The sequence below is a fragment of the Pseudomonas sp. IT-P395 genome, from assembly GCF_949767675.1.
In the GTDB taxonomy this organism is placed as follows: Bacteria; Pseudomonadota; Gammaproteobacteria; order Pseudomonadales; family Pseudomonadaceae; genus Aquipseudomonas.
Window position 1 is genome coordinate 320,090 of record NZ_CATKPW010000022.1, and the last position, 25,778, is coordinate 345,867.

Consider the following 25,778-nt stretch of genomic DNA (forward strand, 5'->3'; position numbering starts at 1 on the left):
AAACTCCTCACCCCCAAGGAATGCGCTCAGGACACGGAATGCCAGCCCCCTCGAACTCCCTTCGCCCCGCGTTAGTGCTCTGGCTATACGCCGCCGCAATCGTGCACATTCTCGCCGGTCTCACCCTGACCTGGGCCGGGCATTCCGGTTTACTCAACGGCTATCTGCAAGTTCTCGAACTCGCGTTCTGGGGCGCCGACCCGGTGCCCGCCGCCGGCCACGAACAACAGGTCTGGTGGCTTGCGCTGTTCGGCGCGACGTTGCAAAGCTATTCGTTGTACATGCTCGCGCTGGTGCACTTGGGCAATCGCTTGAAAACTCCGGCAGTCTGGGGCTGGTTGAGCGCCGGCATCCTGTTATGGGCGCCGCAGGACATGTGGCTTTCAGCGCAACAGCAGGTTTGGTCGCACCTATGGCTCGACGGTTTTGCGTTGCTGGTGTTGTTGCCGCCGCTGTTCTGGTTGTATCGGCATGACCGCCGAAAATCCCCTTCAGTAAAGGCACCGAGCCAATCCAACCCGTTTTCCGATGGCGCCTACAAAAGAGTGCTAATCACCGGCGGCACCGGTTTTATCGGCGAAGCCTTGGTCAATCAATTACTCGACGCGGGCCACTCGGTCAGCGTCCTGACACGCGATCCGTTGAACGCGGCCAATCTATTCAACGGCCGCGTCCGCTGCGTACATTCGCTCAGCGAACTCAGCCACGACGAAGCCTTCGACGTAATCATCAATCTCGCCGGCGCCCCCGTCGCCGGCCCACGCTGGACTCCCAAGCGTCAGGCGCAACTGCTCGCCAGCCGAGTCGGCACCACCGAAGCGTTGATGACCTGGTTGAAGAACACCAAGCACAAACCAGCTCTGTGGATTCAAGCCTCAGCCATCGGCTACTACGGCGTACGCGATGCCAGCGAAAGCCTCGACGAACACGCCAGCAAGGGCGACGGTTTCATGGCCGAACTCTGCGCGCGTTGGGAAGCCGCCGCGCAACCAGCCACTGAGTTTGGCGTGCGTCAGGTGGTGCTGCGTCTTGGCGTGGTCTTTGGCTTGGGCGGTGCGTTGACGCCGTTGCTGCTGCCGTTCCGCTTGGGTTTCGGCGGGCGCATGGGCGACGGTCGACAAATCATGACCTGGGTGCATCGCGACGATGTGCTTCAGGTGATCGCGCGGGCGTTCAACGACGACACTCTGCGTGGCACCTACAACATGGTCGCGCCCGAAACGGTCAGTCAGGCGGCGTTCGCCGGGCAGGCCGGCAAGGTCCTCAAGCGTCCGGTGTGGTTGCACATTCCCGCCGCGCCAGTGCGTGCAATGGCGGGGGAGATGGCGCAGTTGTTCTTCGACGGTCAGCGCGTGGTGCCGCAGCGTTTGACTGAGGCAGGCTACACATTCCGCTATTCAACCCTCGACGCCGCTCTGCGCGATCTGACCTGAGGATCGCTCATGAGCAAGCCGTTGATGTACCTGCTGGCCGGCAACGGCAGCGCTGCCGATTGGTGGGACGACGCGCTGCCGCACTTTCAGCGCTACAACGTGGTGCCGCTGGAGTTGCCGGGCTTCGGCGCCAATCCGCTGCCACCCTGCGAGGATCTGGCGGACTACGCGCAGACCTTGTTGGCGATGACGCAGAAGGGCAGCGCGATCATGGCGGTCGGGGTCAATGCCTTGCTGGTGTTGCATGCGTTGCAACGTCGTCCCGGGCACTTTTCCCGCAGCGTTTTGTTGGCGCCGGTCGGTGCGTTTTTGTGGCAGCGTCGATTGCCGGCGCTGATGTCACCGCTGCCGATCCGCAAGACCATCCACTGGCTGCTGTCGAACAAACCCACGCTGTTCGCGCGCAAGTTTTCCAACCAGACTTGGACGCCCGAGCAGTACCAGCGCATGGGCGCCGGTTATGCGCGCTGCCGTGCGTTTGTGCCGCACTGGGATCTGATTCGCGCCGACACTGCGCTGCCGCTGCTGGAGTGGATCACCGATCCAGTCGAGCTGGTTTGGGGCGATCAGGACGCTGTGCTCGGAATCGAGCAAGCGGCGGCGTGGTCGGCGATTCTTGCGCGCGCTGATCTGACCATCAGCCTCAAATCTGGTTGGGGTCATTACCCGTGGATCGACTCGCCCGCCGAATTCGCGCAGTGGCTGGAGTCGGGCGAGCGCGGGTTTGTCGCCCACACCAAGGGCGGGCGTTTGCGCCTGGCCGAACTGGCCCGGCAAGCGGTGCCGGCAGCGCTGACGCTCAACGATTGCAGCGATCCGCGCCTGCCGGCATTTCTCGCCGCCCAACCTGATGTGACCTGGGCGGTGCGCTCCTCCAGTTACGGCGAGGATCAGGCCGACTCGGCGAATGCCGGTTTGAGCACCACCTATCTGCGCGAGCCGTCCGCCAATGTGCCGAAACGCATTGCCGAACTGACGGCCGAAGGCGTCGAGGAAGTGGTGGTGCAGCGCTTCATCACCCCGGTAGTTTCCGGGATCGCCTTCGTGCGGCATCTGTCGGTGGAGCTGGAGTGGGTTGAAGGTCATCTCGAATCGCTCGCCGACGGTCACGTCAGCCCCTCACGGGCAACGCTTTCGCGGCTCGGCGATGCGTGGCGCAGCGGCACGTTCACTCCATCCCACGGCTTGACCGAAGACCTGCTGTGGCGCTTTTTGCAAGACGTACTGCGCGTGTTCCACTACGTGCCCGGCGACGTCGAATGGGCCTGGGACGGCTCACAACTGTGGCTGCTGCAATACCGGCCGATCAGCGATTACGGCTGGCGCCGCCACCTGACCGCCGCCAATATCGCCGAGATCCTGCCGCCGCAACCGAGCGTGTTGGTGGAATACGCCCAGCGCCGAGCCGCCGCGAGTATTCCGGCGATCATGGCGCGTTGGGATGCGCGGGTGCTGCAGGATAACGAGCCGTTCACCGCCGTCTTCGGCGGCGCGTCCTACATCAACAATGATCTGTTTCTCGCCCGGCTGGCCGACTGGGGCATCAGCGCCGCGAACTACGCCGGTGAAGTCGGTGGCGCGACTCCGCATTTGCCATGGCAACCGCTGAAGATGCTGCGTTCGTTGCCGCTGTTTTTGCGTATGCAACGCAAGGCTCGCGGGCATTTGCTGAACCTTGAAAATGGTTTGCAGCGTTTCGATCGAGAGCTGGCCGAACTCGTCGCCCAAGCTGCCGATGGCCAACAACTCGCGGACTGGTTCACCCGGTTTTACGTGTTCGTGGTGCAAGGCAATCTGTGCATCGCCACGGCGCTGGCCAGCAGCGGCGGTGATTGGCTGGGCCGCCCGCCGACCGCTTACGACAACCTTGAAAACAGTCCGCATCGATTGCCGTGGGAAACCGATCCTGCTACGCCTCGGCCCGCGTCGAGCGATCTGCCGCTGCAGCCATTCCCGCAATGGCCAGGGCTGATCCGTCTCGCGCATTCGAGCGGCCTGCCGGGCTTGCGCGGCTACTACCTGCAAGTACGAGAGTGGTATCGCGACAACCTCATGCGCATCTTCTTCCGTCTGCACCACGCCATGCCACTGTCGGATCGCGAACATTGGTTTGCACCGCACCCCGATGTGCGCACCCGCGATGGCAGCTTTTGGCAGGACGGTCGCGAAGGTGCGGAGCAGGCGACCGGGTTCATGATTTATCCGGGGCAGGTGCAAGGCATCCTCGGCGCCGACATCCTGCTCGAAGACACCCTCGATCCGGGGCGGCACGCGCATTACCAGACGGCGCGGGCAGTGATTGCGCGGATGGGCGGACGCTTGTCGCATGGCTCGACGTTGTTGCGGGAATTGCGCAAGCCGTCGGCGGTGATGCCGCAGGTGGATCCGGCGTGGGTGGGGTGTGAGGTGTTGTATCGGGATGGCGAGTTGGAGTTGATCAAATCGAAGGATAGGAAGTGAAACGATTGCTGGTGTTATGTGCGAGCTGGTTGCCGATAGCGGTTACGGCGGCAGATGTTTGCAATCAGGAAGCTGACTCAAAATATTTCTTATCGCAATGGTCGCAGAGCAGTGAACATCCGGAAGACATACTTTCCAGTCTCGATGGAAAAGAATTTTCTATCGAACCGGGCCACGTGGTTTTTCGCGGCGATCTAAATGGCGATGGCATCGAAGACTTCATCTTCAATTCCCGCGTCGGCATTGGCTCATCAATGGATAGCACATTTGCCTTCCTGATCCAGTGCCGTGGTTATTTGAGGTATTCGGGCGGCGATTACTTCGCCGGGGTCAAAGTTCTGGACGGCCCACCCAAGGGGGGAGGTGAGTTCAAGGACATCGAGATCTACTCCTACATCAGGGACAGGCGCGGGCGGATTCGCTACAAGGGTGAAAAGGCCATGACCCGGCCACATCTGTGGCAATTCGACCCGCAGACACAGCGTTATGAAGGGCAGGCTGAGTAAGCCGACGGTCCCCACTGCATTTACGGAGTTACTACGTGAAAGGATTTTCGATTGTTCTCGGCAGCTTGATATTGGCTGCCGCGTCCATGGCATTCGCTGCCGATCCAGCCTTCAAGGATTACACCGTCACGCCAGTTTTCACCGGCCCCAGCCATAAGTTGGTGCCGCAAGAAAACAGCAGCCCAATGATGGATCAGGCACGGGTGCAAGCCCTGAAAGGCAAGGTCAACTTCGCCGGCCATTACATCCTGCACAGGTTCGGCTGTGGCGGCAGCGCGATTTGCGGCGAAGTGCTGGATGCCCAGACCGGTGAAGTGGTTGGCGGTCTGCCGAATGCTTACGACGGCAGCACCGTCGGCATGGTTTACCAGCCCGATAGTCGTTTGATTATCGTGTCCGGCATCACGCTCGACGGTGAAGAGGACGCCCAAGGGAACGCGTTGGAAAGCGGTAACCGGGATCGTTACTACGAGTTTGTGAACAATGAGTTTCGGCTGCTAAGCATGACCGACGTGGAATCGTCGCCGATGGATGAGGAGTGAGTGGATGAGCCGTCTTCTCGCGGGCAGTCTTTCGCTGCTGCTCTCTCTGCCAGCTCTCGCCGCGCCTTCGGACGCCTTTACCCAGCGCGATGTCATGCAGTGCGGCGGTGTTGAAGTGGTGTTGGTGTCGTCCTGCCGATCGGTGACGGTGGATGGTGCGCAAACCCACGTCATCCCGGTTTGCTCCGACCAGACCATCAACATCGGTAGTAAGGTGCTTCGACGCGATATCAGCAAAGTTTCACAACTCACTTCCGACGGTGCGAAGACGAAAATGTTGAGCAATGTTGTTGTGGCGATGGATTGCGTGGAAGGCACCAAGGGCAGTCTTGTTTCGATAGGCGGATATGGCGGTTGTGGTGCCTGCGCGGAGTGGCATGGGTATTACTCGACAGCAGGGCGATTGGAGCAATACAGCTTCGATAATAACCAACGCTCTTTTGGCTCGAAGGGATCTCGGGAAGAGTTGATCAAGGCCTATGGCGTTACGAAGAGACAGTTAATGTCAGAAAGCCCGGCGGTGAAGAGGATCGTCTATGGCCAGCCTTAAGTGGGTGTTGATGATCGGCAGTTTGTTCAGCGCTACCAATGTCTTTGCCGTTGACCCGCCAATAGTGGGAGCCGCCGGAAACACAGTTACGTTCCAGGCAAAAAAATGGACATCACCCGTCGTGGAATCTACCACTGCCTGGTTCAACGCGAATGGAAAAACGTTCCCGTTGTTTCATGCCGGCATTGGTGCCCAGGCTTATCCTGAATGGCTCAGCCCTGACAAAAAATTTCTACTGGCGACTGCGGTGGAGTACGGCGTAGTCATAGGTGAGAACGGTGAGGAAATAGCGACATCACAAGGGCATTGCGATGTGATCTCGATGGAAACCGGTTGCGTGCTTGCTGAGAGTTACGAGCGGTTTTGTGAGGGAAAATGGGTAGGCAAGCAATGGGTTTCCGAAGAGGGCGGGGTGCTCAATCCTGTCTTGGAGACTAAGTCACCCAAGGACCTGCTGAAATATGCTTCGAGTATCGAGCCGGTACAGTCCCGAGCAGAGTCCATCGAATGGAGCCTGAGCTTTTTAAGCCCGGAATCCTACATGGCCTGTCATCCCCCGGCGCAAAATGTTCAGGCTTACAACGACCTCGGTTTCTACTTGGCCGAGGGCGGCAACGATGAGTTGGCGCTGAAGTTTTATCGAGGCGTTGAAGCTGTCGGCAAGCGCACAGTGCTGATGCTGAACATGGCTGATTCGCTATGGCGACTTGATCGCCAAGAAGAAGCGCAGCGTTATTACCGCGAGTACCGCGACGCGATGAGTGCCGCCGGTAAAGCGCAGAAGATTCCGCAACGCGTCGTTGAGCGATCTGAAATTCAGGGACTGAGACAGTGAATATGTTCTTCCGCTTTATCGTGTTGAGCCTTGGGCTGCTAACCACTTCATGCGCACTCGCTGCCCCACAAGTCCTGAAGGAAATTCCGGCTAGCTTGCTGGGTGATGCATCACGGCAAAAGGTGTTTGTGCTGGCGGGTGATGCGGACGAAGTTTCTAACCGATTGTTGATTGCGCCGGAACAAGCGCGTGACGAGGACATCTTGCTCGATACGTCGAAGGCGCTGCCTCTGATCAAGAGTCAGTACTCGTCTGCGCTTCAGGGGGGCTTCAGCGTCCATGTACTCAAAGGTCGCCCTGGCGTCATGACTGTCATTGATCCGCAGGCTGAGGAAGCTGTGGTCAAGCAGCCGTTCGTTGAGGCTGGGGATTACATCGCGCTGGTAACTAGCGAAGAAGATAACGCGGTTTACAACTTCAACCTGTTGTTCGCTTTCAATAGAAGTTCAAGGCAGTTTGAGCTAAAGCAAATATTGCAGTTGGTTAACAACGAGTATTGCGATCGCTCGCTCATCAGCGTGGCGGAGTTGCCGGTGCGGACATTGGGCTCTATCACTCTGGCGTCCTTCGATGGGTTCGAGGCTCTTCAAAAGCTGCGCGCCGCGAACATTAGCGGACCTCAGGGCGGTTATAAAAAACTCATGACTGTCTATTCGGCGGACCTGCTGGATACGGCGCTGGCGGCGTATCGGAAGGGTGACAGCAGCTCTTTCAAAAGAGTGATGAGTGAGGCACTGATGGGCGATGACTCACATGGCGCTTGCTCTCCGGAGAGTTATATCACCGGAACGTACTACTTCCGACAGCATCCTGGCTGGTCCAACGACCTCGGTTTTCTGCTCGGCGAGGCGGGCTACTACGCTGAGTCGATTGAACTGTTGAATGCGGTAATTGCACACAACCCAGAGCGGGCGGTGGCTTACCTGAATCTCGCAGATAGCTATTGGGCTATGAACGATAAAGAGCGAGCGGTGCCGGCGTACAAGCAATACGCAACGCGTATGTCGGAAGCGGGCAAGGCTTCGAAGATCCCGGCGAGGGTGGTTGAGCGCAGCGCTGTGGCGCCCGAGGCGTGACCAGCGCTCGGTGAGTTGCTGAAAGCATGTTTTTTATTACCCATGAACCGCTAAAGGAATGTTCGGTTTGAAATTTTCGTCTGCATTGTTTTCCGCGGTGCTCGTTTTTGTTCCTCTGTCGGCTCATAGCGAGGTCACGACCGAGGTTTTTTGCTTCCGCTCCTACGAAGGCAAACCCATAAATTTTGAATTCCGAACCTATTACGACTCTGTCGCCAAATGGAGCGGTGCTGGCGTCAAGTACAGCAAGTCAAAAAAGGCTATTGGGCTGGTTCATCGCAATACTGAACAAGAAGAACTCGTGTATGGCCGGCCCTACCAGTACACGACAACTTGGGTTGAAGTAGTTGATGGCGCACTGACAGGTGAGTATCAGATGGTCACTCAGGGTGGCCGGGTTGATGCGATGACGTATACGAATTACAAATCTGCAAAGAAGTATTCGTTTGAAAACGATTACAACGTGGATTCGAAATCTGAAACAGGTTGCCAGTGGTGAAGCAGGGAATATTCAGAAAGGGGACTTAACGTCCCCTTTTTTCATCCTCAAATCTCGCTACGGCTTGGCCGCCACGCTTCGCACTTCAATCTGGTCGAGCGTGCCTTCCACCATCAATCTCACCCCGTCCGCCATTCTGCTCAGGGCGAGTGCAACCGAGCGGCGGGAGCCGTGGAGGTCGTCGGCGAGGTCGCAGGCGATGACGCTGATGGACAGGAGGTCTTCGGAGGCGTTGGCCATGAGGGCTTCGGCGTCGGTGCCGGGGGAGAGTTTGAAGAGGCCGTTCTCGCGTTTGGGGTGTGGATCGACGGCTGGTTTGAAATGGTGGTCGAGGGCGCGCTCGGCGGCTTCGTGGAATTTCTTTGATTCCAGGGTTTCGTAGGGCGAAACGTCTGGGTTTTCGGGGGGATTGGGTGTTGGTTTGATCATTCGGTCTTACTCCAGTTTAAGGAGCCGACACCGTTTCGCTCGCACTTCGAAAGTGGTGGCAGCTGTGCATAGGTGTGCAAGACCGGTGGAGTAACCCGGCAGACCCGAAGGCCTCCCATACACAGCCGCCATAACGATCCGCGAGCATAGGAAAACGCTCGGCGAATTGCCATAACCAATGTGTACTCCAACCGGACTTGCACGTCCGTATCGCCAATCTGCGGCGACACACAGAGCCTATCGATAGCCAGCCAACTCGCCTAGTTCATGGACAGGACCGCACTTTGCAGGAAATTTCCCATAGATTCGCGGGCCGGAAGATCAAAAGATCGCAGGCTTCGCCAACTCCTACAGGGATGTGTTTCAACAGGTGTAGGAAAGGTGAGTGGTGAGACGCGGAGCGTCTCGGGATGCATTCCCACGCAGAGCGGAGGAACGATCAGGGGCGAGCGCTGAATCGTGACTTGGCGGTCATCGTGCGGGAAATGGTCTGCATCCTCTTCCAATAGAGTCAGATACTGGCGTTATCGTCCGAATCCCTTACACTGCCCCGGCCGTTCATTTTCCTTTTGAGGCTGTGCGCATGAAATTTCGTTTTCTTCTGTGGATGATGGGTTTGTTGATGGGTAAGGCCAGCCGGACAAATCCTGCGTTCCAGCAGCAGTTGGGTGACAAGGATCTGGTGTTTCAGCTGCAGACGCTGGACGGGAAAGTGGCGCGGCATTTCGTGGTCAAGGATCAGCGCATCACCAGCAAGTCTGGCGTGGTGGCAGAACCGGCGTTTGCGATTGCGTTTAAAGATGCCGGTTATGGCTTTGCCACGATGCAGGCGAAGAACAAGCAGTTGGCGTTTATGCAGGGGATTCAGGACAAGTCGATCCAGCTCAAGGGCAATCCGGCGCTGGTGATGTGGTTTCAGGGGTTGATGAAGTATTTGGTGCCGAGGAAGGCTAAGCCTAAGGCTTGAGCCTTTGGTGACGCGGAGCGTCACGGGATGCATTCCCACGCGGAGCGTGGGAACGATCAGGGGCGGTCTGGTAGACCGAGTTGGATTCTTCGCGAGCAGGCTCGCTCCCACAGGGGACTATTTAAATCCTGGGGAGCGGGCCTGTTTTGTTTATGCCTGGCTGAACTGCGAAGCCAGTTCGCGCAGCAGGACTTCGGCCTCAAGCACTTTGCTGACGACGTCGTTGGCTTTGTCGCGAGTCAACCCCACGCGCTCCAGCAACGCATCCGGAATGTCTTCATCCGGCCCGGAGCCAATCCCGCGGCTGCGCAGCAGGCGCACGGCCAGGCAGACGAGGTTCGGGTATTCGGCGTAGGCGCCGTCGTAGCTTGGGTCGTGCTGGAAGCGCAGGGCGGTGGCCAGTTCGTCCGGCATGTCCCAGTAGCGCATCAGCCACGAGCCGATCTGTTCGCGGCTGATACCGAGCAGGTGTTGCTCGATGTAGCTGTGGCACAGGTGCGGGTTGACCTCCAGGTGGCGGCAGATCAGCGAGAAGTGCGGCGGGAACACGTGGGCCAGCAACAGGTAACCGAAGTTGTGCAGCAGGCCGGCCAGATAGGTCAGGCCGGCTTCCGGGCGCTGGGCGCGCGGCATGGCGCGGGTCAGGCCTTCGATGACGGCGGCGGTGTAGATCGACTGCTGCCAGTACGGCGTGGTGTGTTGCGGGTGGTCTTTGGGCAGGCTCAGGGTCTTGCCGAGGGCCAGACCCAGCGCGAGGTTGATCACCAGATCGAAACCGAGCACGCGAACGATCGCGTCTTCCACCGAACGAATCTTGCCTGGCGAGGCGTAGTACGGCGACGCTGCCCAGCTCACCACTTGCGCGGCCAGCGCCGGGTCGGTTTCAACCACGCCGGTGATGTCATCGATGGTGGCGTTGGGGTCAACACGCAACTTGATGATTTTTTGCGCGGTTTCGGCCAGCGGCGGAATCTCGATGGTCGCTTCCAGACGCTGCTGAATGCGCCGCGCGGTGAACGCTTGCACGGCCTGGGTGATTTCCTCGCGGTCATCGTCCGGGCGATCAAGGTTCGGGCGGATGCTGCTCAGGGCTTCGCCGAAATTGGCGGCGCTGGCCTTGGTCAGCATGGTTTTGAAGTCTTCGCTGGCGATTTCCAGCAGCAGGCCCGGCTCGCCGGAGTTGATCAGCAACTTCGGTTCACGCAGCAGGCTTTCTTCGTAGAGGCACGGCGAGCTGGTCAGCGCTGGCAGGCCCGGCAGCAGGCTCAGGCTGTGTTTGCCGAGCATCTTTTCCAGGCGCTCGGTGGACACGGCGGTCAGGCGTCGGCCCGTGAGTTCGGCGAGGCGATTGAGATCCAGCAGCTGGCTCTGTGGAAACAGCACCATCAACGCGCCGACGGCGTCGTCGAGCAACACGGCTTGTACCTTGCGCGAGGCATTGAGGCCGTGGTGATCGAGCACTTCTTCGTAGGCAACGCCCAGCTTGTTGAGCAGCAGCCGAATAACAGACGGAGCGTGCGGAGATTCGGGGGCGAGAGCAGCTTCGGTCATGGTCTGTATCCGTTTTTGAAACAATGGCAGGAGTATAACCAGCTCTGTCGGAACGATCCTTCAGAAACTGCGACGGTGCTCACACTTGGCCGTATTGCTGCCCATGGCGCAGCCAGCGGTCGAGCAATGGGCTGACGTGGGTCGGCCAGCGTTCCAGCAGAGCTTGCGCGGCGTCGCGGACGGCTGGCAGCAGGTCGGCGTCGCGCATCAGGTCGGCGACCTTGAATTGCAGCAGGCCGGTCTGGCGAGTGCCGAGCATTTCCCCGGGGCCGCGCAGTTCGAGGTCTTTTTCGGCGATGACGAAGCCGTCGTTGGTCTCGCGCATGATGCCCAGGCGCTGGCGACCGATCTGCGACAGCGGCGGATGGTAGAGCAGCACGCAATGGCTGGCGGCGCTGCCCCGGCCAACGCGGCCGCGCAATTGGTGCAGTTGTGCGAGGCCAAGACGCTCGGGGTTTTCGATGATCATCAGACTGGCGTTGGGCACGTCGACGCCGACTTCGATCACCGTGGTCGCGACCAGCAGTTGCAGGTTGCCAGCCTTGAATTCGGCCATGACGGCGGCCTTCTCGACGGGTTTCATGCGCCCGTGAATCAGCCCGACTTTCAGCTCGCCGAGGGCCAGAGTGAGGTCTTCAAACGTGGTTTCGGCGGCCTGACAGGTCAGCTCTTCCGATTCTTCAATCAGCGTGCAGACCCAATAGGCCTGACGGCCCTCGGCGCAGGCGCTGCGCACCCGTTCGATGACTTCGACGCGGCGCGTATCGGTGACCAGCACGGTGTTGACCGGGGTTCGACCCGGCGGCAGTTCGTCGAGGATCGAAGTGTCGAGGTCGGCGTAGGCACTCATCGCCAATGTCCGTGGAATCGGTGTGGCGGTCATGATCAGTTGATGCGGGCACATGCGCCCGCCGACGCCTTTCTGCCGCAACGCCAGACGCTGCTGCACGCCAAAGCGGTGCTGTTCGTCGATGATCACCAGGGCCAGATTCTTGAACTGCACTTCGTCCTGAAACAGCGCGTGAGTGCCGACCACCATTGGCGTGCCGCTGGCAATCTGCTCCAGCGCGGCGACGCGGTTCTTGCCCTTGAGCTTGCCGGCCAGCCACGCGACTTCGATGCCCAGCGGTTCGAGCCAGCGCTTGAAGGTGATGAAATGCTGTTCGGCGAGAATCTCGGTCGGCGCCATCAGTGCGACTTGGTAACCGGCCTCCAGCGCCTGTAATGCAGCGAGAGCCGCGACCACGGTTTTACCCGCGCCGACGTCCCCCTGAATCAGTCGCAGCATCGGTTCGTGCTGGCTGAGGTCGTAGGCGATTTCGTTGCCGACACGCTGTTGTGCGCCGGTCGGGTTGAAGCCGAGGTTGGCCAGATACTTCGGCGGCAGTTTTTTCGCTTTCGGCATCGCTGGCGCGCGCAGCGAACGCATGCTTTCGCGCAGACGCTGTTGCGACAGTTGATGGGTCAGCAGTTCTTCGAAGGCGAGGCGATGCTGGGCCCAGTGATGACCGAGGGCGAGTTCGTCGACGTCGGCATCGGCGGGCGGGTTGTGCAGGTAGCGGATCGCATCGGCCAGCGGCGCGAGTTGATAGTCGCGGGCCAGTTCGGTGGGCAGCCAGTCGGGCAGGGTGTCTGGCTTGAGCATTGTCAGCGTCTGCATGCACAGCTGACGCAGACGCGCTTGGGTCAGGCCTTCGGTGAGCGGGTAGACCGGGGTCAGGGTTTCATCCACGGGCGGCGGTTCGTCACCAGTAATGGCGCGGTATTCCGGGTGGTAGATTTCCAGTCCTGACGCACCGGGCCGGGCTTCGCCGTAGCAGCGAACGCGGGTGCCGCGCTTGAGGCCTTCTTTCTGCGCGTTGCTGAAATGGTAGAAGCGCAGACTGAGGCCGCCGGTGCCGTCCTGCAAACGCACAACGAGGCTGCGCCGGCGACCCATGACCACGTCGGCGCCGCTGACGGTGCCTTCGACCACGGCGTCTTGCCCCGGCCGCAGCGCGCCGATTGGCACCACGCGGGTGCGATCCTGATAACGCAGCGGCAGGTGAAACAGCACGTCTTGCAGATTCTCCAGGCCGACCTTGGCCAATTTCTCGGCCATGGCTTCGCCGACACCCTTGAGTGCCGTCACCGACACTTGCGACAGCTCCGTCATGACGCTCGCTTAACCGGCTGTAACCGGTGCCGCTGGCTTGGCCACCGAACACAGGCGAATGGAGTCGGCGAGGATCTCGATGGCTTTCGGCCGTGGGAAGCTCGCGCGCCAGGCAATGGCCACGGTGCGGAACGGCACCGGCGGCGACAGCGGACGCACTTCGATCACGCCGGGGGCGTAGTGATGGCTGTCGACCGCCGACAACGGCAGGATCGAGATGCCCAGACCGGAGGCGACCATGTGCCGAATGGTTTCCAGCGAGCTGGATTCGACCGTAGTGTGCTTGGCGCCGTCGTTGCCCTTGGTCAGGGTCGGGCAGGCTTCCAGCACTTGATCGCGGAAGCAGTGGCCTTCACCGAGCAGCAGCAGGCTCTTGTCGTTGAGCAGGCCGGCGTCGATGGTTTCTTTCTGTGTCCACGGGTGCTGGGCCGGCATCAAGACGTAGAACGGCTCGTCGTAGAGCGGTAGGGTCAGCACGTCGGCTTCGTTGAACGGCAGGGCGATGATGATCGCGTCGAGCTCGCCGTTGCGCAGTTTGTCGCGCAGCACGTGGGTGAAGTTTTCTTCGATGTACAACGGCATCTGCGGAGCGACCCGGTGCAGTTGCGGAATCAGGTGCGGGAACAGGTATGGGCCGACGGTGTAGATCGCGCCGACTTTCAGCGGCGCGGTCAGCTGGTTCTTGCCGGCCTGGGCCAATTCGCGGATGCCTTGAGCCTGCTCAAGGACTTTCTGCGCCTGGGCGACGATGCCTTCGCCGACCGGGGTCAGGCGTACGGCACTTTTGCTGCGCTCGAAAATCAGCACACCGAGTTCGTCTTCAAGTTTCTTCACGCCCACCGACAGGGTCGGCTGGCTGACGTGGCAACGTTCGGCGGCGTGGCCGAAATGCTGCTCTTGGGCGAGGGTAACGATGTAGCGTAATTCTGTGAGGGTCATAGCAAGCGTCCATGAAGATGCGGGCCAAGCATACCGGCTGCAATCGATAGACGCACGTTATCAGACTGAGCGCTCAATGCGACTACGGCATAAAGCAAAAGATCGCAGCCTTCGGCAGCTCCTACATTGGAATGCATTTCCCTTTAGGAGCTGCCGAAGGCTGCGATCTTTTGATCTTGCTACTTAACGGCGGCGTTCGAGGGAGTAAACAAACGGCGCAACAATTTCGATCGAGCCGTTGTTGAGCATGTCGGCCGGTGGCTTGGGCAGCGGCTGCGCACGACGGATCATTTCCAGGGTAGCCCGGTCCAGATCGGCGTTGCCCGAGCGGCCCACCAGTTCGAACGACAGCACATTACCTTCGGCATCGACCACGAAGCGCAGACGGTTCAAGCCTTCCTTGCCCCGCGCCTGTGCACTTTGCGGGTACTTCTTGTACTTGGCCAAATGCGCAAGCAGAGTGCCTTGCCAACTGGCCTTGGCTGCCAACTGTGCCGGCGACGGGCCGGGCGCCGGTGCAGCGGATTTCTCCGTCGGTGCCGGGGTCGGCGGTGTATCGGCCGGCTTCTCCTCGGAAGGTTTTTCCTTCGGTGGATCAGGCAGCTTCTTCTCGACCGGCTTCGGCGGTTTAGGCTTGGGCTTCGGCTTGGGTTTCTGCACCGCGATTTCCGCTTTCGGTGCTTCGGCCAGCTTCGGAATCGGCAACTCTTCAACCGGAGCCGGTGGCTGCGGCGGTGTGACGACTTTCGGCGGAGCAGGCGGTGGCGGGGCCGGAACCGGCGCCAGCTCGACCATCATTGCCTGCGGCGGCAATTCGATGGGCGGGCGGGCGGTCCAGTTCAGCGCCAGCGCGATGGCCAGCGCGTGAACGCCCAGCACCACGGCCAGGCTACCGCTGTAACGCGTCAGCTTATGGCGCGTCGTGATCATTTCTTGGCTGCCGTCTCAAGTCCGACCAGACCGACCTTCAGGTAACCGGCAGAGCGCAGTTTGTCCATCACGCTCATCAGGTCGCCGTAGTCCACGCCTTTATCGGCCTGGAAGAAGATGGTGGTGTCTTTCTTGCCCTGGGTCTTGGCGTCGAGAACGGCGCCAAGGGTTTCGGCTTTGACTTCATCGTCGCCGATGTACAGGCGCTGGTCAGCCTTGACGCTGAGGAACACCGGTTTCTCTGGCCGCGGTGCCGGTTTGGCGGTCGAGGCGGGCAGGTCGACTTTGATGTCCACGGTGGCCAACGGAGCGGCCACCATGAAGATGATCAACAGCACCAGCATCACGTCGATGAACGGCGTGACGTTGATTTCGTGGTTCTCGGCCAGATCGTCGTCTGCGCCTTCTTTCAAATGCAGGCCCATGGCCGATTACCCCACTTTGACCATGTGCGGCTGCGAGCTGCGCTCAGGCTGGTGATCAAGGTCACGGCTGACCAGCAGCAGCACTTCTGCCGAGGCGTCGGAAACCTGCGCCTTGTAACCGGCGATGGAGCGGGCGAAGACGTTGTAGATCACTACGGCCGGGATCGCGGCAACCAGACCCAGTGCGGTGGCCAGCAGCGCTTCAGCGATACCTGGCGCCACGACGGCAAGGTTGGTGGTCTGGGTTTTGGCGATGCCGATGAAGGAGTTCATGATGCCCCAAACGGTACCGAACAGGCCGACAAACGGTGCGGTGGAACCGATGGTGGCGAGGACGCCGGTGCCGCTGCTCATGTTGCGACCGCAGGCGGCAACCAGGCGCTCGAGACGGAAGCTCACGCGTTCCTTGATGCCTTCTTTCTCGCGGCTGTTGACCGACAGGCGCATTTCTTCGAGCGCGTCGTGCACCAGCAGGTTGGCGAGGGTGCCTTCCTTGCCGGCGGTGGCGCTGGCTTCTTTGAGGGTGGTGGCTTTCTTCAGGGCGGCAATTTCGCCACGCAGACGACGCTTGGCACCCATCAGCTCGAAGCCTTTGGCGATCCAGATGGTCCAGGTGATGATGGAAGCGATGGCCAGACCGATCATCACGATTTTCACGATGATGTCGGCGTTCTGGTACATGCCCCACGGCGACAGGTCGTGGGCCATGCCCAGGCTGTTGTCGGCTTCGAGAACTTCAGGAACGTCGGCAGCGTCAACCGTTTGCACCGGATCGGTAGCGGCCGGGGCAGCCGGAGCGGCGGCTGGTGCGCTTTGCTCGGTGGCGGCTGGCGTTGCAGGTGCCTGGGCGTCGGCGAAAGCGGCGGTCGGTGCCAGCATCAGGCTGAGCAGCAGCGCTGCCACCGCGCTCCAGGCGCGAGGTCGATTGGTTGGCGAAGCGGAGGTTTGATTACGTGTCATGCTGGCCGGACCTGAGATAGAAAAACGGTGATGCTCTACCAGGCCTCGTAAGGCCGAGAACAAAAGTGGCGTGCATTATTGCAAGTAATTCTTGTTAACAAAAGTAATAGAGTATCTTTTTTTCCTGCATTGCTAGCCGCTCGTCCTGTCCCGAGGCTAGTCTGTGTCTTTCCGATGGGAGTTTTTTAATGTCCGCGCCTTCTGTTTTGATTGCCGGTTGTGGTGATGTCGGCAGTCGTCTGGCCAAGCAATTGCTGGCGGCTGGCTGGGAAGTTCATGGCCTGCGCCGGGACGTTTCGAAGCTGCCTGCTGGGGTGATCGGCGTTGCTGGCGACCTGTTCAACGAAGACTGCCCGGCCACCTGGCCGGTGGGGGCAGTGGACTATCTGGTGTATTGCGCCGCGGCTACTGATCACGATGAGGCCGGTTATCGTGCGGCTTATGTGCAGGGTTTGCAGAATGTGCTGAGCTGGCTGGATGACTATGGTCAGGTGCCTGAGCAACTGATCTTCGTGTCCAGTAGCAGTGTTTATGGCCAGCAGGAGGGTGAGTGGGTTGACGAAGCATCCGAGACGATCGCTGCCGGTTATTCCGGGCGGCTGATGCTCGAAGCGGAGCAGGTTGCGCTGAACAGTGGCATTCCTGCGAGCATCCTGCGCCTGACCGGGATCTATGGCCCGGGTCGGGAATGGCTGCTGACTCAGGTGCGTCGCGGTTATCGCGTAGCCGTCGAGCCGCCGCTGTATGGCAATCGCATTCACGCCGATGACGCGGCGGGACTGTTGGCGTTTCTGCTGGAAAAGTCACGGCAGGGCGTGCAATTGGAGAAGATCTACATCGGTGTCGACGATGCACCGGCACCTTTAGCTGAGGTCGTGGGCTGGCTGCGCGAGTATCTGGGCGTTACCGAATGGGCCGACGACGCCAGCGTTCGCCGTACCGGCAGCAAACGCTGCAGCAATGCGCGGGTGAAGGCGCTGGGCTGGACGCCTAAGTACCCAAGCTATCGCGAAGGTTACGCTGCGATCCTCGAAGGTAAATGCTGACTTCCTGACACCCCAAAAACAAATGTAGGAGTGAGCCTGCTCGCGATAGCGGTCTAACATTCAACACTTATGCTGACTGTTACACCGCTATCGCGAGCAGGCTCACTCCTACAGGGGATCTCAGCGGATTGTGGTCCGGGTTACTGCTTCTCCAGCAACCACTTGCGCTCGCCCGGCGTGTATTGCGGCATTTCATCTGCCAGCGCGGTGTTCACCGCCTGGAAAATCTCCAGCTCCTTGCCCTTGCGCGCAAAGATGTAGGCATTGCCCTGACCGTTGAGCTGCAACCACATGTTGTCGTTGGTGCTGCTCATCGAAGCGCAATCACCTGCCAGGCACAAGGCATAACGGTCGGCCCCCGGCAAACCGGAGACCTGGCCATCAGCCTGGAACTGCACAGTGCCGCCTTCGCCCTGACCGCTGGCGATTGTCCAGTTGCCGCCCATGTAGGCGGAATACAGTGCGCGTTCGAAACTGGCACCGATCGGTGCACCTTCCGGCACCGGAATCTGTGCACGGTCGAAAACCTGCTCCGGTTCGTTATCGCTGGCGGCTTGCTGCAGCTGCCCGCCGTCGCGTTTCAGCTCACTGGCGGAGCTGCCATAGAAGTCGACTTTCCAGGCGCCGGATTTTTCACCCAGCAGCCGTCCTTCGACGTTCTCAAAACCGTTGGTGTAGCGGGCCTGACCGGCCTTGGTGTTGACGTCCCACTCAAGGTTCGGGCCGTAAGCCTGAAGCGCTTCGCGCAGGGGGCCGCCCTTGGCTGCAGCATCAATCGCCACCTGGTTGATCCAGGTGCCGCTGATATCACGGTCGGCAGGGTTGCTGGCGCAGCCGCCGAGGAAAATGGCGAGCAGCGGGAGAGCTAGCGCTTTGCGCATGGTGGAATCCTTTCAAAACCTTTTCTTGCAGCAGTCGGCGCGGCGGTTGAAGGCCGCGCCGTGCGCATCACTCGATGACCAGAATGGCATCCATTTCAACCTGCGAACCCTTTGGCAGGGCGGCAACGCCAATGGCGGCGCGGGCCGGGTATGGCTGGTCGAAGTACTTGCCCATGATCTCGTTGACCTTGGCGAAGTGGCTCAGGTCGGTGAGGAAGATGTTCAGTTTGACGATGTCCTTGAACGAACCGCCGGCCGCTTCGGCCACGGCTTTGAGGTTCTCGAACACCTGGACGGTCTGGGCTTCGAAGCCTTCAACCAGTTCCATGGTTTTTGGGTCCAGCGGAATCTGACCCGACATGTAAACGGTGTTGCCGGCCTTGATCGCCTGGGAGTAAGTGCCGATGGCGGCCGGGGCCTTGTCGCTGGTGATAACGGTCTTGGTCATGTATGACTCCTTGTAATGGTTGAGTTATGCACGCATGCGGGTGATGCGGATCACCCCGGTCAAGGCGCGCAGCTTCTTGATCACGCGGGCCAGGTGCACACGGTCGTGGACGCTGACCACCAACTGGACAACGCTGATGCGACCATCGCGTTCGTCCATGCTGATTTTCTCGATATTGCCGTCGGCCGCGTTGACGCTGCTGGCCAGCAGGGCGATCAGGCCGCGCTGGTGTTCCAGCTCGACGCGCAGTTCGACGTTGAATTCGCCGGTGACATCCTTGGCCCACGAGAGCTGGATGCATTTTTCCGGGTTGTGCCTGATTTCGCTGATGTTGCGGCAGTTGTCCAGGTGCACGACCATGCCTTTGCCCGCCGACAGGTGCCCGACAATCGGGTCGCCCGGGATCGGCGTGCAGCATTTGGCGTAGCTCAGCACCAAGCCTTCGGTGCCGCGAATCGCCAGCGGGCCTTCCGGGCTTGGCAACTGTTCGCCTTCGCCGAGCAGGCGGCGGGCGACCACATAGGCCATGCGGTTGCCCAGGCCAATGTCTTCAAGCAAATCTTCGATCAGTTCGAGGCGGTACTCGGTGAGCATGGCTTTGACGCGTTCGGCCGGGATCTTCTCCAGCGAACTGTCGAAACCGTTAAGCACCTTGTTCAGCAGGCGTTCGCCGAGGCTGATGGACTCGGAGCGACGTTGCAGTTTCAGCGCATGGCGGATGTGCGTGCGGGCCTTGCCGGTGACGACGAAATTGAGCCACGCCGGATTCGGCCGGGCGCCGGGGGCGCTGACGATCTCGACCGTTGAGCCGCTTTGCAGCGGTTCGGACAGCGGCGCGAGACGGCGGTTGATCCGGCAGGCGATGCAGCTGTTGCCGACGTCGGTGTGGACCGCGTAGGCAAAGTCGACCGCCGTGGAGCCTTTGGGCAGCTCCATGATCCGGCCTTTGGGCGTGAACACGTAGACCTCGTCCGGGAACAGGTCGATCTTCACGCTTTCGATGAATTCCAGCGAGTTGCCGGCACGTTGCTGCATTTCCAGCACGCCTTTGACCCACTGGCGGGCTCGGGCGTGAGTGCCTTTCGGCTGCTCGTCGCCGCTGGATTTGTACAGCCAATGCGCGGCGATGCCGTTGTTGGCCATCTCTTCCATTTCACGGGTACGGATCTGGATCTCGATCGGTACACCGTGCATGCCGAACAGCGTGGTGTGCAGCGACTGATAGCCGTTGGCCTTGGGGATCGCGATGTAATCCTTGAAGCGCCCCGGCAACGGCTTGTACAAATTATGTACAGCGCCGAGTACGCGGTAGCAGGTATCGACCTTGTCGACGATGATCCGGAACGCGTAGACGTCCATGATCTCGTTGAAGGCCCGACGCTTGCCGCGCATTTTCTTGTAGATGCCGTAGAGGTGTTTCTGGCGACCGCTGACTTCGCCCTGGATACCGTCGATGGCGAGGCAATGGCCAAGGGATTCTTCGATCTTGTTGACGATTTCCTTGCGGTTGCCCCGGGCGCGTTTGACCGCCTGGTAGATCCGCGCGGAACGCATCGGGTGCATGGCCTTGAAACCAAGGTCTTCGAATTCGATGCGGATCGCGTGCATGCCCAGCCGGTTGGCGATGGGCGCGTAGATTTCGAGGGTTTCCTTGGCGATCCGGCGGCGTTTTTCGCCGGACAGCACTTCCAACGTGCGCATGTTATGCAGGCGGTCGGCGAGCTTGACCAGGATCACGCGAATGTCGCGTGCCATGGCCATGGCCATTTTCTGGAAGTTTTCGGCTTGGGCTTCGGCCTTGGTCTCGAAATTCATCTGAGTCAGTTTGCTGACCCCGTCGACCAGTTCGGCCACGGTTTCACCGAACTGCGCTTGCAGCGCTTCTTTGGCAATACCGGTGTCTTCGATCACGTCATGCAGCATCGCGGCCATCAGGCTCTGATGGTCCATGTGCATGTCGGCAAGAATATTCGCCACGGCAAGAGGATGCGTGACGTACGCCTCGCCGCTGCGACGGCGTTGGCCGTCATGGGCTTGTTCGGCGTAGAAATACGCTCGGCGGACCAGGTTGACCTGGTCGTTGCCGAGGTAGGTCGATAAGCGATCGGCGAGGGCGTCTATGCTCGGCATGATAATTCCTGCCGTAGGCTGTGACCCCGCGCCGTGCTACGTCGACCAGGCATAGGCTTAGACGGCCTCGTTGGACTCGTCCTCGAACGCTGCAAACAGCGGTTCGTCTTCGACGATCTCAGCGTTGGCGATGAACTCGTAGCTCATCAGGCCTTCAGCGATTTCACGCAGGGCAACAACGGTAGGCTTGTCGTTTTCCCACTGAACCAGTGGCTCTTTGCCGCCGGTGGCCAGTTGACGGGCACGTTTGGTAGAGAGCATGACCAGCTCAAAACGGTTTTCCACGTGGTTCAGGCAGTCTTCAACGGTTACGCGGGCCATGGTATTCCTCGGAGCGAATGCAATATGCGCGCTGCCCGGTTGGGCGAGCGGACTCAACAGTTTAAAAAATCACCAGCGATTAGGGAAGCGCTGATTTTTTGACCAGGCCCTTCAACGCGCTGCAAGCACCAATGTAAAGCGCTTGCAGGCGTTTTGGGAAGTGCTGATTAACCGAGCAATTCGGCAAGCAATTTGCCGAAACGCACCTGCTGGCGTTTCTGTTGGAGTTGATTGGCGCGGAAAATCGCCTTCAGATCGTCCAGTGCGTGAGCAAAATCGTCGTTGATGATCAGGTAGTCGTACTCGACATAGTGACTCATCTCGTTGACCGCTTCGCGCATCCGGCCGTCAATGATTTCGTCGCTGTCCTGACCACGATTGGTCAGGCGCTGGTGCAGGGCTTGAAGCGACGGCGGCAAGATAAAGATCGAGCGTGCTTGCGGCATCAGCTTGCGCACTTGCTCGGCGCCTTGCCAGTCGATTTCCAGAATCAGGTCGTGACCTTCGTCCAGCGTCTGCTGCAGGCGGCTTTGCGAGGTGCCGTAGAAGTTGCCGAAGACTTCGGCGCGTTCGAGGAAGTCGCCATGCTCGCCCATCTTCACAAACTCTTCGCGGGTCACGAAGTGATAGTTCACACCGTCCACTTCACCCGGACGCATGGCGCGGGTGGTGTGCGAAACCGAAACGCGAATTTCCGGTATGGCGTCGGTCAAAGCCTTGACCAGGCTGCTTTTGCCCGCGCCCGATGGCGCGGAAATGATGTACAGGGTGCCGGTGCTGTGGGTCATGTCGGGGTTGCCTTACTCAATATTCTGCACTTGTTCACGCATCTGCTCGATCAACACCTTGAGGTTGACGGCGGCCTGGGTGCTGCGCGGGTCGAAGGCCTTGGAGCCCAATGTGTTGGCTTCGCGGTTGAGTTCCTGCATCAGGAAATCAAGGCGGCGTCCGGCCGCACCGCCGGACTTCAGTACCCGGCGCACTTCGATGATATGGGTGCTCAGGCGATCCAGTTCTTCGGCCACATCGCTCTTTTGCGCGAGCATGACCATTTCCTGTTCGAGGCGCTGCGGATCAAGCTCGGCCTTCATGTCGGTGAAGCGGTCGAGGACTTTCTGGCGTTGGGTGGCGAGCATCTGCGGTACCAGTTCGCGCAGGGTCACCACGTCTTCTTCAATGGAAGTCAGGCGCTCGTTGATCAAGCGTGCCAGCTCCGCGCCTTCGCGCTCGCGGCCGGCCTTCAACTCTTTCAGGCCTTGATTGAACAGGGCCAGCGCGTCGGCGTTCAATGCCTGCGGGTCAGTCGCGTCGCCCACCAGTACGCCAGGCCAGGCGAGCACTTCCAGCGGATTGAGTGCGGCAGGATTGTTGATCAGGCCGGCAATGGTTTCGGCCGCAGCGACCAGCTGCGCGGCGCGCTCGCGATCGATTTGCAGGGTTTTGCCGGTACTTTCTTCGGTGAAACGCAGGGTGCATTCGAGTTTGCCCCGCGACAGGCCCTGGCGCAGCGCTTCACGCACCGCGCCTTCGAGGTCGCGAAACGTCTCCGGCAAACGCAGGTGGGGTTCCAGATAGCGGCTGTTGACCGAGCGCAGTTCCCAGCTCAGGGTGCCCTGGGCGCCGGCTTTTTCGACGCGGGCGAAGGCGGTCATGCTGTGCACCATGGCGGTGACCTCGCAATGCAGATCGGCGCAGCAGATGTTCCGCAGGCTCGATATCAATGAATTTAAGCCGACTGGCAGCAAAGGCGCAGGATTGTAGCGCAGTGCGGCGAATGCGCCCAAACACACGGTGTGACAAAGGGCTGCAGCCCGTCGGTAATGGGTGTTTCAGGGCCTTCGATCGTCGCCCGGATTTTTTAACGAGTGCCCAGGCACGGTGCAGCGCTCTATAATGCTCGGCAGTTTTCCGTCCCCAGTACAGGTATTCCCTATGAAACGTCCAAGTGGTCGCGCTGCCGATCAGCTCCGCTCGATCCGCATTACCCGCAACTACACCAAACACGCCGAGGGATCTGTACTGGTCGAATTCGGTGATACCAAAGTCATCTGCACCGTCAGCGTCGAAAACGGCGTGCCGCGCTTCCTCAAAGGTCAGGGCCAGGGTTGGTTGACTGCCGAGTACGGCATGCTGCCGCGCGCCACTGGCGAGCGTAACCAGCGTGAAGCGAGCCGTGGCAAGCAGGGCGGCCGCACCCTGGAAATCCAGCGTCTGATCGGTCGTTCCCTGCGCGCTGCGCTGGACATGTCCAAGCTGGGCGACGTGACCCTGTACGTCGACTGCGACGTGATCCAGGCTGACGGTGGCACGCGCACCGCTTCCATCACTGGCGCCATGGTTGCCCTGGTTGATGCGCTGAAAGTGATCAAGAAGCGCGGCGGCCTGAAGGGCGGCGATCCGCTCAAGCAAATGATCGGTGCGGTATCGGTCGGCATGTATCAGGGCGAGGCCGTGCTGGATCTGGACTATCTTGAAGATTCCGCCGCCGAGACTGACCTCAACGTGGTGATGACCAGCACCGGTGGTTTCATCGAAGTGCAGGGCACTGCCGAAGGCGCGCCGTTCCAGCCTGAAGATCTCAATGCCATGCTGGAACTGGCCAAGCAAGGCATGAACGAAATCTTCGAACTGCAAAAGGCTGCACTGGCCGACTGAGCAGATTGATAACTGCAAGGAGGACGCGATGAGTGACGAGCAAGAGCTGCTGCCCAAGCCGAGCCAGGAGGTTCGCCAGTGGGCGATGTTTTGTCACTTGTCCGCCTTGTTGGGGATCTGGATACCGTTCGGCAATTTGATCGGGCCGTTGATCCTGTGGCAAATGAAGCGCGAGACAGACCCGTTCATTGATGCTCAAGGCAAGGAGGCGCTGAATTTTCAGATCACCGTCGCCATTGCTTCATTGATCTGCTTCTTGCTGATGGTGCTGATCATCGGGTTCTTCCTGTTGGGGATACTGGCGATTGGCGCACTGGTTTTGACGATCATCGCCGGTGTGAAAGCCAATGAAGGTTTTCCTTACCGATATCCGTTTACCTGGCGGCTGATCAAATAAGAAGCTCGCAAAGTTCTAATACCAATGCCCTGACCCGTCAGGGCATTTTTATTTATGCAGCATAATTAATCGCTATTGTATGTAGGAATAATCTGGTTGCGATGACGGGTCCTATTGTTTGCGCATATACACTTTTAGTCACAACTGCATCGGCTTAGTTAGGATTCATGTCCTTGGAATCAAGTCCGACGATTGTTAAAGTTGCTCGGCTAATATTTCTTCTGAAATATTAAGATATGTTCAAGCCAACGAAGGCTCTTGAATTTCCGAGTAATCAGTGTTGAGACAATCAGCCTGTTCAGGGGCGGACGAAGGTAAAAAATTCGCCTCTGAATAAATAGCCAAGAATAATCCCAATGATTCAGCTCGATTTTTACGGAACGCTTGTGGCCGCTTCCTTAGTACTTCTACTGGGGCGCGGGCTCGTTATGCGTGTTGGCTTCATGCGCAGTTACAATATTCCTGAACCTGTCGCGGGTGGCTTGGTAGTTGCCTTGGTTTTGTTATTGCTGCGAACGTTCGATATTGAAATTCGTTTTGATACTTCCCTGCAAACACCTTTAATGCTGGCCTTTTTTGCCACTATCGGTCTGAGCGCCGATTTCGCCAGCCTGAAGAAGGGCGGGCGCATCGTGGGGATCTTCCTGCTGGCCGTTACCGGGCTGTTGGTGGTGCAGAACGCGATGGGAATCGGGCTGGCAAAAATGCTCGGGCTCGACCCATTGATGGGGTTGCTGACCGGCTCGATCACCCTGGCGGGCGGTCACGGTACCGGTGCTGCGTGGGGCACGGTATTCAGTGAGAAGTATGGTCTGGCCTCTGCCTCCGAACTGGCGATGGCCTCTGCGACGTTTGGTCTGGTACTGGGTGGTTTGATTGGTGGGCCGGTCGCGCGTTTGCTCATCAAGCGTGTGGAAGTGCCCGGTTGCAATCAACAGGAAGCACCACGATTGCCAAAGGGTTTTGAGCAGCCGAACAAAGAGCGCTCGATCACGCCATTTTCGTTTGTCGAAACCCTGGCTCTGATTGCCGTGAGCTTGCTGGCGGGCAATCTGTTGAATGGCCTGTTGCACGGGACTGCGTTCGAGTTACCGACGTTTGTTTGTGTGCTGTTTGTCGGCGTGGTGCTGCGCAACGGTCTTTCAGCATTGGGCTTGTATCAGGTGTTTGAGCGTGAAGTCTCGGTACTGGGCAATGTCAGCCTGTCGTTGTTTCTGGCGATCGCCCTGATGTCGCTCAAGTTGTGGGATCTGGCCGCGCTTGCGCTGCCGATCTTCATCATTCTGGCGATGCAGGCCATGGTCATGGCGCTGTTCGCGATTTTCGTGACATTCCGGGTGATGGGCCGCAACTATGATGCTGCCGTGCTGGCGGCGGGGCATTGCGGTTTTGGCCTGGGCGCCACGCCGACCGCCATTGCCAACATGCAGGCCGTGACGCAGCGCTACGGCCCCTCGCAGATCGCGTTTCTGGTGGTGCCGATGGTCGGAGCGTTCTTCATCGACATTATCAATGTCATCGTGATCAAGCTGTATTTGGCCTTACCGTTCTTCGCGGCAGTCTGAATTCGATCCTGTCTGGAAGTGACGCATAAAAAATGCCCGTATCTTGCGATATGGGCATTTTTTGTACTGCGAAACGAC

General features: G+C 59.5%; 26 protein-coding genes. 13 read left to right on the forward strand and 13 right to left on the reverse strand.

Annotated elements, in window-relative coordinates; genetic code table 11:
• Positions 1 to 38: 38 nt before the first annotated feature.
• The 8 genes from ACM6IN_RS16685 to ACM6IN_RS16720 all read left to right on the forward strand — a co-directional run bounded on the left by ACM6IN_RS16685 (position 39) and on the right by ACM6IN_RS16720 (position 7,901).
• Positions 39 to 1,433, forward strand: coding sequence for a TIGR01777 family oxidoreductase (locus ACM6IN_RS16685; RefSeq protein ID WP_414916387.1), 1,395 nt, complete (start codon positions 39 to 41; stop codon positions 1,431 to 1,433).
• A 9-nt stretch (positions 1,434 to 1,442) separates the two neighbouring features.
• The gene (locus ACM6IN_RS16690; protein WP_414916388.1) at positions 1,443 to 3,893 is read left to right on the forward strand and encodes an alpha/beta hydrolase; all 2,451 of its coding nucleotides are present in this window, start codon (positions 1,443 to 1,445) and stop codon (positions 3,891 to 3,893) included.
• Positions 3,890 to 4,399, forward strand: a complete 510-nt coding sequence (locus tag ACM6IN_RS16695; protein WP_414916389.1) for a hypothetical protein — start codon at positions 3,890 to 3,892, stop codon at positions 4,397 to 4,399. The genes ACM6IN_RS16690 and ACM6IN_RS16695 overlap by 4 nt, the downstream gene beginning before the upstream one ends.
• A gap of 86 nt (positions 4,400 to 4,485) precedes the next feature.
• Positions 4,486 to 4,941 carry a hypothetical protein gene (locus tag ACM6IN_RS16700; protein WP_414916485.1) on the forward strand — a complete coding sequence of 152 codons (456 nt, stop codon included), beginning with the start codon at positions 4,486 to 4,488 and terminating at the stop codon, positions 4,939 to 4,941.
• 4 nt (positions 4,942 to 4,945) lie between these two features.
• Complete coding sequence (locus ACM6IN_RS16705) at positions 4,946 to 5,491, forward strand: hypothetical protein (RefSeq protein WP_123454672.1); 546 nt, start codon at positions 4,946 to 4,948, stop codon at positions 5,489 to 5,491.
• Positions 5,478 to 6,326 carry a tetratricopeptide repeat protein gene (locus tag ACM6IN_RS16710; RefSeq protein ID WP_414916390.1) on the forward strand — a complete coding sequence of 283 codons (849 nt, stop codon included), beginning with the start codon at positions 5,478 to 5,480 and terminating at the stop codon, positions 6,324 to 6,326. Before ACM6IN_RS16705 ends, ACM6IN_RS16710 begins: the two co-directional genes overlap by 14 nt.
• A gap of 2 nt (positions 6,327 to 6,328) precedes the next feature.
• Entirely contained in the window at positions 6,329 to 7,402 is a 1,074-nt protein-coding gene (locus ACM6IN_RS16715; protein ID WP_414916486.1) for a tetratricopeptide repeat protein, read from the forward strand.
• Between the two features lie 58 nt (positions 7,403 to 7,460).
• A complete protein-coding gene (locus tag ACM6IN_RS16720; RefSeq protein WP_414916391.1) occupies positions 7,461 to 7,901 on the forward strand; it encodes a hypothetical protein in 441 nt (146 codons plus the stop codon).
• Positions 7,902 to 7,958: 57 nt separating this feature from the next.
• Here ACM6IN_RS16720 and ACM6IN_RS16725 read toward each other — a convergent pair whose 3' ends face one another.
• On the reverse strand, positions 7,959 to 8,330 hold the full coding sequence (locus ACM6IN_RS16725; RefSeq protein ID WP_123376100.1) for a DUF6124 family protein: 372 nt from the start codon (positions 8,328 to 8,330) through the stop codon (positions 7,959 to 7,961).
• 583 nt (positions 8,331 to 8,913) lie between these two features.
• Between ACM6IN_RS16725 and ACM6IN_RS16730 the strand changes: the two genes are divergently transcribed.
• Positions 8,914 to 9,297 (forward strand): helicase, encoded by a 384-nt coding sequence (locus tag ACM6IN_RS16730; RefSeq protein ID WP_016985803.1) that lies wholly within the window; start codon positions 8,914 to 8,916, stop codon positions 9,295 to 9,297.
• A gap of 150 nt (positions 9,298 to 9,447) precedes the next feature.
• On the opposite strand, the gene ACM6IN_RS16735 is transcribed toward ACM6IN_RS16730, so the two are convergent.
• From ACM6IN_RS16735 to exbB, 6 genes are all read right to left on the reverse strand, one after another.
• On the reverse strand, positions 9,448 to 10,848 hold the full coding sequence (locus tag ACM6IN_RS16735; RefSeq protein ID WP_122604575.1) for an aminoacyl-tRNA deacylase and HDOD domain-containing protein: 1,401 nt from the start codon (positions 10,846 to 10,848) through the stop codon (positions 9,448 to 9,450).
• 79 nt (positions 10,849 to 10,927) lie between these two features.
• A complete protein-coding gene (gene recG, locus ACM6IN_RS16740) occupies positions 10,928 to 13,003 on the reverse strand; it encodes an ATP-dependent DNA helicase RecG (protein WP_414916392.1) in 2,076 nt (691 codons plus the stop codon).
• A gap of 9 nt (positions 13,004 to 13,012) precedes the next feature.
• Positions 13,013 to 13,942 (reverse strand): hydrogen peroxide-inducible genes activator, encoded by a 930-nt coding sequence (locus ACM6IN_RS16745; RefSeq protein WP_007920331.1) that lies wholly within the window; start codon positions 13,940 to 13,942, stop codon positions 13,013 to 13,015.
• A 183-nt stretch (positions 13,943 to 14,125) separates the two neighbouring features.
• Positions 14,126 to 14,872, reverse strand: a complete 747-nt coding sequence (locus ACM6IN_RS16750) for an energy transducer TonB (protein ID WP_007920332.1) — start codon at positions 14,870 to 14,872, stop codon at positions 14,126 to 14,128.
• Complete coding sequence (gene exbD / locus ACM6IN_RS16755) at positions 14,869 to 15,297, reverse strand: TonB system transport protein ExbD (protein WP_007920333.1); 429 nt, start codon at positions 15,295 to 15,297, stop codon at positions 14,869 to 14,871. The genes ACM6IN_RS16750 and exbD overlap by 4 nt, the downstream gene beginning before the upstream one ends.
• Positions 15,298 to 15,303: 6 nt before the next feature.
• Positions 15,304 to 16,257, reverse strand: coding sequence for a tonB-system energizer ExbB (gene exbB, locus ACM6IN_RS16760; protein ID WP_007920335.1), 954 nt, complete (start codon positions 16,255 to 16,257; stop codon positions 15,304 to 15,306).
• A 188-nt stretch (positions 16,258 to 16,445) separates the two neighbouring features.
• On the opposite strand from exbB, the gene ACM6IN_RS16765 reads away from it, so the two are divergent.
• The gene (locus tag ACM6IN_RS16765) at positions 16,446 to 17,303 is read left to right on the forward strand and encodes an SDR family oxidoreductase (RefSeq protein WP_123376103.1); all 858 of its coding nucleotides are present in this window, start codon (positions 16,446 to 16,448) and stop codon (positions 17,301 to 17,303) included.
• A 140-nt stretch (positions 17,304 to 17,443) separates the two neighbouring features.
• Here ACM6IN_RS16765 and ACM6IN_RS16770 read toward each other — a convergent pair whose 3' ends face one another.
• The 6 genes from ACM6IN_RS16770 to ACM6IN_RS16795 all read right to left on the reverse strand — a co-directional run bounded on the left by ACM6IN_RS16770 (position 17,444) and on the right by ACM6IN_RS16795 (position 22,747).
• Positions 17,444 to 18,184 carry a hypothetical protein gene (locus ACM6IN_RS16770; protein WP_007920337.1) on the reverse strand — a complete coding sequence of 247 codons (741 nt, stop codon included), beginning with the start codon at positions 18,182 to 18,184 and terminating at the stop codon, positions 17,444 to 17,446.
• Between the two features lie 67 nt (positions 18,185 to 18,251).
• Entirely contained in the window at positions 18,252 to 18,632 is a 381-nt protein-coding gene (locus ACM6IN_RS16775; protein WP_003229509.1) for a RidA family protein, read from the reverse strand.
• A gap of 24 nt (positions 18,633 to 18,656) precedes the next feature.
• Positions 18,657 to 20,762: a bifunctional GTP diphosphokinase/guanosine-3',5'-bis pyrophosphate 3'-pyrophosphohydrolase gene (gene spoT, locus ACM6IN_RS16780; RefSeq protein WP_007920338.1), complete on the reverse strand. Its 2,106-nt coding sequence runs from the start codon at positions 20,760 to 20,762 to the stop codon at positions 18,657 to 18,659.
• A 57-nt stretch (positions 20,763 to 20,819) separates the two neighbouring features.
• The gene (gene rpoZ, locus ACM6IN_RS16785) at positions 20,820 to 21,083 is read right to left on the reverse strand and encodes a DNA-directed RNA polymerase subunit omega (RefSeq protein ID WP_007894670.1); all 264 of its coding nucleotides are present in this window, start codon (positions 21,081 to 21,083) and stop codon (positions 20,820 to 20,822) included.
• 167 nt (positions 21,084 to 21,250) lie between these two features.
• On the reverse strand, positions 21,251 to 21,871 hold the full coding sequence (gene gmk / locus ACM6IN_RS16790; RefSeq protein WP_007920339.1) for a guanylate kinase: 621 nt from the start codon (positions 21,869 to 21,871) through the stop codon (positions 21,251 to 21,253).
• Positions 21,872 to 21,883: 12 nt separating this feature from the next.
• Positions 21,884 to 22,747: a YicC/YloC family endoribonuclease gene (locus ACM6IN_RS16795; RefSeq protein WP_007920340.1), complete on the reverse strand. Its 864-nt coding sequence runs from the start codon at positions 22,745 to 22,747 to the stop codon at positions 21,884 to 21,886.
• Between the two features lie 268 nt (positions 22,748 to 23,015).
• Between ACM6IN_RS16795 and rph the strand changes: the two genes are divergently transcribed.
• The 3 genes from rph to gltS all read left to right on the forward strand — a co-directional run bounded on the left by rph (position 23,016) and on the right by gltS (position 25,700).
• Positions 23,016 to 23,738, forward strand: coding sequence for a ribonuclease PH (rph, locus tag ACM6IN_RS16800; protein WP_016985814.1), 723 nt, complete (start codon positions 23,016 to 23,018; stop codon positions 23,736 to 23,738).
• A gap of 28 nt (positions 23,739 to 23,766) precedes the next feature.
• Positions 23,767 to 24,135, forward strand: a complete 369-nt coding sequence (locus ACM6IN_RS16805; RefSeq protein ID WP_007920344.1) for a DUF4870 domain-containing protein — start codon at positions 23,767 to 23,769, stop codon at positions 24,133 to 24,135.
• A 356-nt stretch (positions 24,136 to 24,491) separates the two neighbouring features.
• Positions 24,492 to 25,700, forward strand: a complete 1,209-nt coding sequence (gltS, locus tag ACM6IN_RS16810) for a sodium/glutamate symporter (protein WP_007920346.1) — start codon at positions 24,492 to 24,494, stop codon at positions 25,698 to 25,700.
• The last annotated feature ends 78 nt before the right edge of the window (positions 25,701 to 25,778 follow it).

Coding starts and splice junctions, on each gene's coding strand:
- ACM6IN_RS16685 (WP_414916387.1), top strand. CDS start 39: ATGCCAGCCCCCTCGAACTCCCTTCGCCCCGCGTTAGTGCTCTGGCTA.
- ACM6IN_RS16690 (WP_414916388.1), top strand. CDS start 1,443: ATGAGCAAGCCGTTGATGTACCTGCTGGCCGGCAACGGCAGCGCTGCC.
- ACM6IN_RS16700 (WP_414916485.1), top strand. CDS start 4,486: ATGGCATTCGCTGCCGATCCAGCCTTCAAGGATTACACCGTCACGCCA.
- ACM6IN_RS16705 (WP_123454672.1), top strand. CDS start 4,946: ATGAGCCGTCTTCTCGCGGGCAGTCTTTCGCTGCTGCTCTCTCTGCCA.
- ACM6IN_RS16710 (WP_414916390.1), top strand. CDS start 5,478: ATGGCCAGCCTTAAGTGGGTGTTGATGATCGGCAGTTTGTTCAGCGCT.
- ACM6IN_RS16715 (WP_414916486.1), top strand. CDS start 6,329: ATGTTCTTCCGCTTTATCGTGTTGAGCCTTGGGCTGCTAACCACTTCA.
- ACM6IN_RS16720 (WP_414916391.1), top strand. CDS start 7,461: ATGTTCGGTTTGAAATTTTCGTCTGCATTGTTTTCCGCGGTGCTCGTT.
- ACM6IN_RS16725 (WP_123376100.1), bottom strand. CDS start 8,330: ATGATCAAACCAACACCCAATCCCCCCGAAAACCCAGACGTTTCGCCC.
- ACM6IN_RS16730 (WP_016985803.1), top strand. CDS start 8,914: ATGAAATTTCGTTTTCTTCTGTGGATGATGGGTTTGTTGATGGGTAAG.
- ACM6IN_RS16735 (WP_122604575.1), bottom strand. CDS start 10,848: ATGACCGAAGCTGCTCTCGCCCCCGAATCTCCGCACGCTCCGTCTGTT.
- recG (WP_414916392.1), bottom strand. CDS start 13,003: ATGACGGAGCTGTCGCAAGTGTCGGTGACGGCACTCAAGGGTGTCGGC.
- ACM6IN_RS16745 (WP_007920331.1), bottom strand. CDS start 13,942: ATGACCCTCACAGAATTACGCTACATCGTTACCCTCGCCCAAGAGCAG.
- ACM6IN_RS16750 (WP_007920332.1), bottom strand. CDS start 14,872: ATGATCACGACGCGCCATAAGCTGACGCGTTACAGCGGTAGCCTGGCC.
- exbD (WP_007920333.1), bottom strand. CDS start 15,297: ATGGGCCTGCATTTGAAAGAAGGCGCAGACGACGATCTGGCCGAGAAC.
- exbB (WP_007920335.1), bottom strand. CDS start 16,257: ATGACACGTAATCAAACCTCCGCTTCGCCAACCAATCGACCTCGCGCC.
- ACM6IN_RS16765 (WP_123376103.1), top strand. CDS start 16,446: ATGTCCGCGCCTTCTGTTTTGATTGCCGGTTGTGGTGATGTCGGCAGT.
- ACM6IN_RS16770 (WP_007920337.1), bottom strand. CDS start 18,184: ATGCGCAAAGCGCTAGCTCTCCCGCTGCTCGCCATTTTCCTCGGCGGC.
- ACM6IN_RS16775 (WP_003229509.1), bottom strand. CDS start 18,632: ATGACCAAGACCGTTATCACCAGCGACAAGGCCCCGGCCGCCATCGGC.
- spoT (WP_007920338.1), bottom strand. CDS start 20,762: ATGCCGAGCATAGACGCCCTCGCCGATCGCTTATCGACCTACCTCGGC.
- rpoZ (WP_007894670.1), bottom strand. CDS start 21,083: ATGGCCCGCGTAACCGTTGAAGACTGCCTGAACCACGTGGAAAACCGT.
- gmk (WP_007920339.1), bottom strand. CDS start 21,871: ATGACCCACAGCACCGGCACCCTGTACATCATTTCCGCGCCATCGGGC.
- ACM6IN_RS16795 (WP_007920340.1), bottom strand. CDS start 22,747: ATGGTGCACAGCATGACCGCCTTCGCCCGCGTCGAAAAAGCCGGCGCC.
- rph (WP_016985814.1), top strand. CDS start 23,016: ATGAAACGTCCAAGTGGTCGCGCTGCCGATCAGCTCCGCTCGATCCGC.
- ACM6IN_RS16805 (WP_007920344.1), top strand. CDS start 23,767: ATGAGTGACGAGCAAGAGCTGCTGCCCAAGCCGAGCCAGGAGGTTCGC.
- gltS (WP_007920346.1), top strand. CDS start 24,492: ATGATTCAGCTCGATTTTTACGGAACGCTTGTGGCCGCTTCCTTAGTA.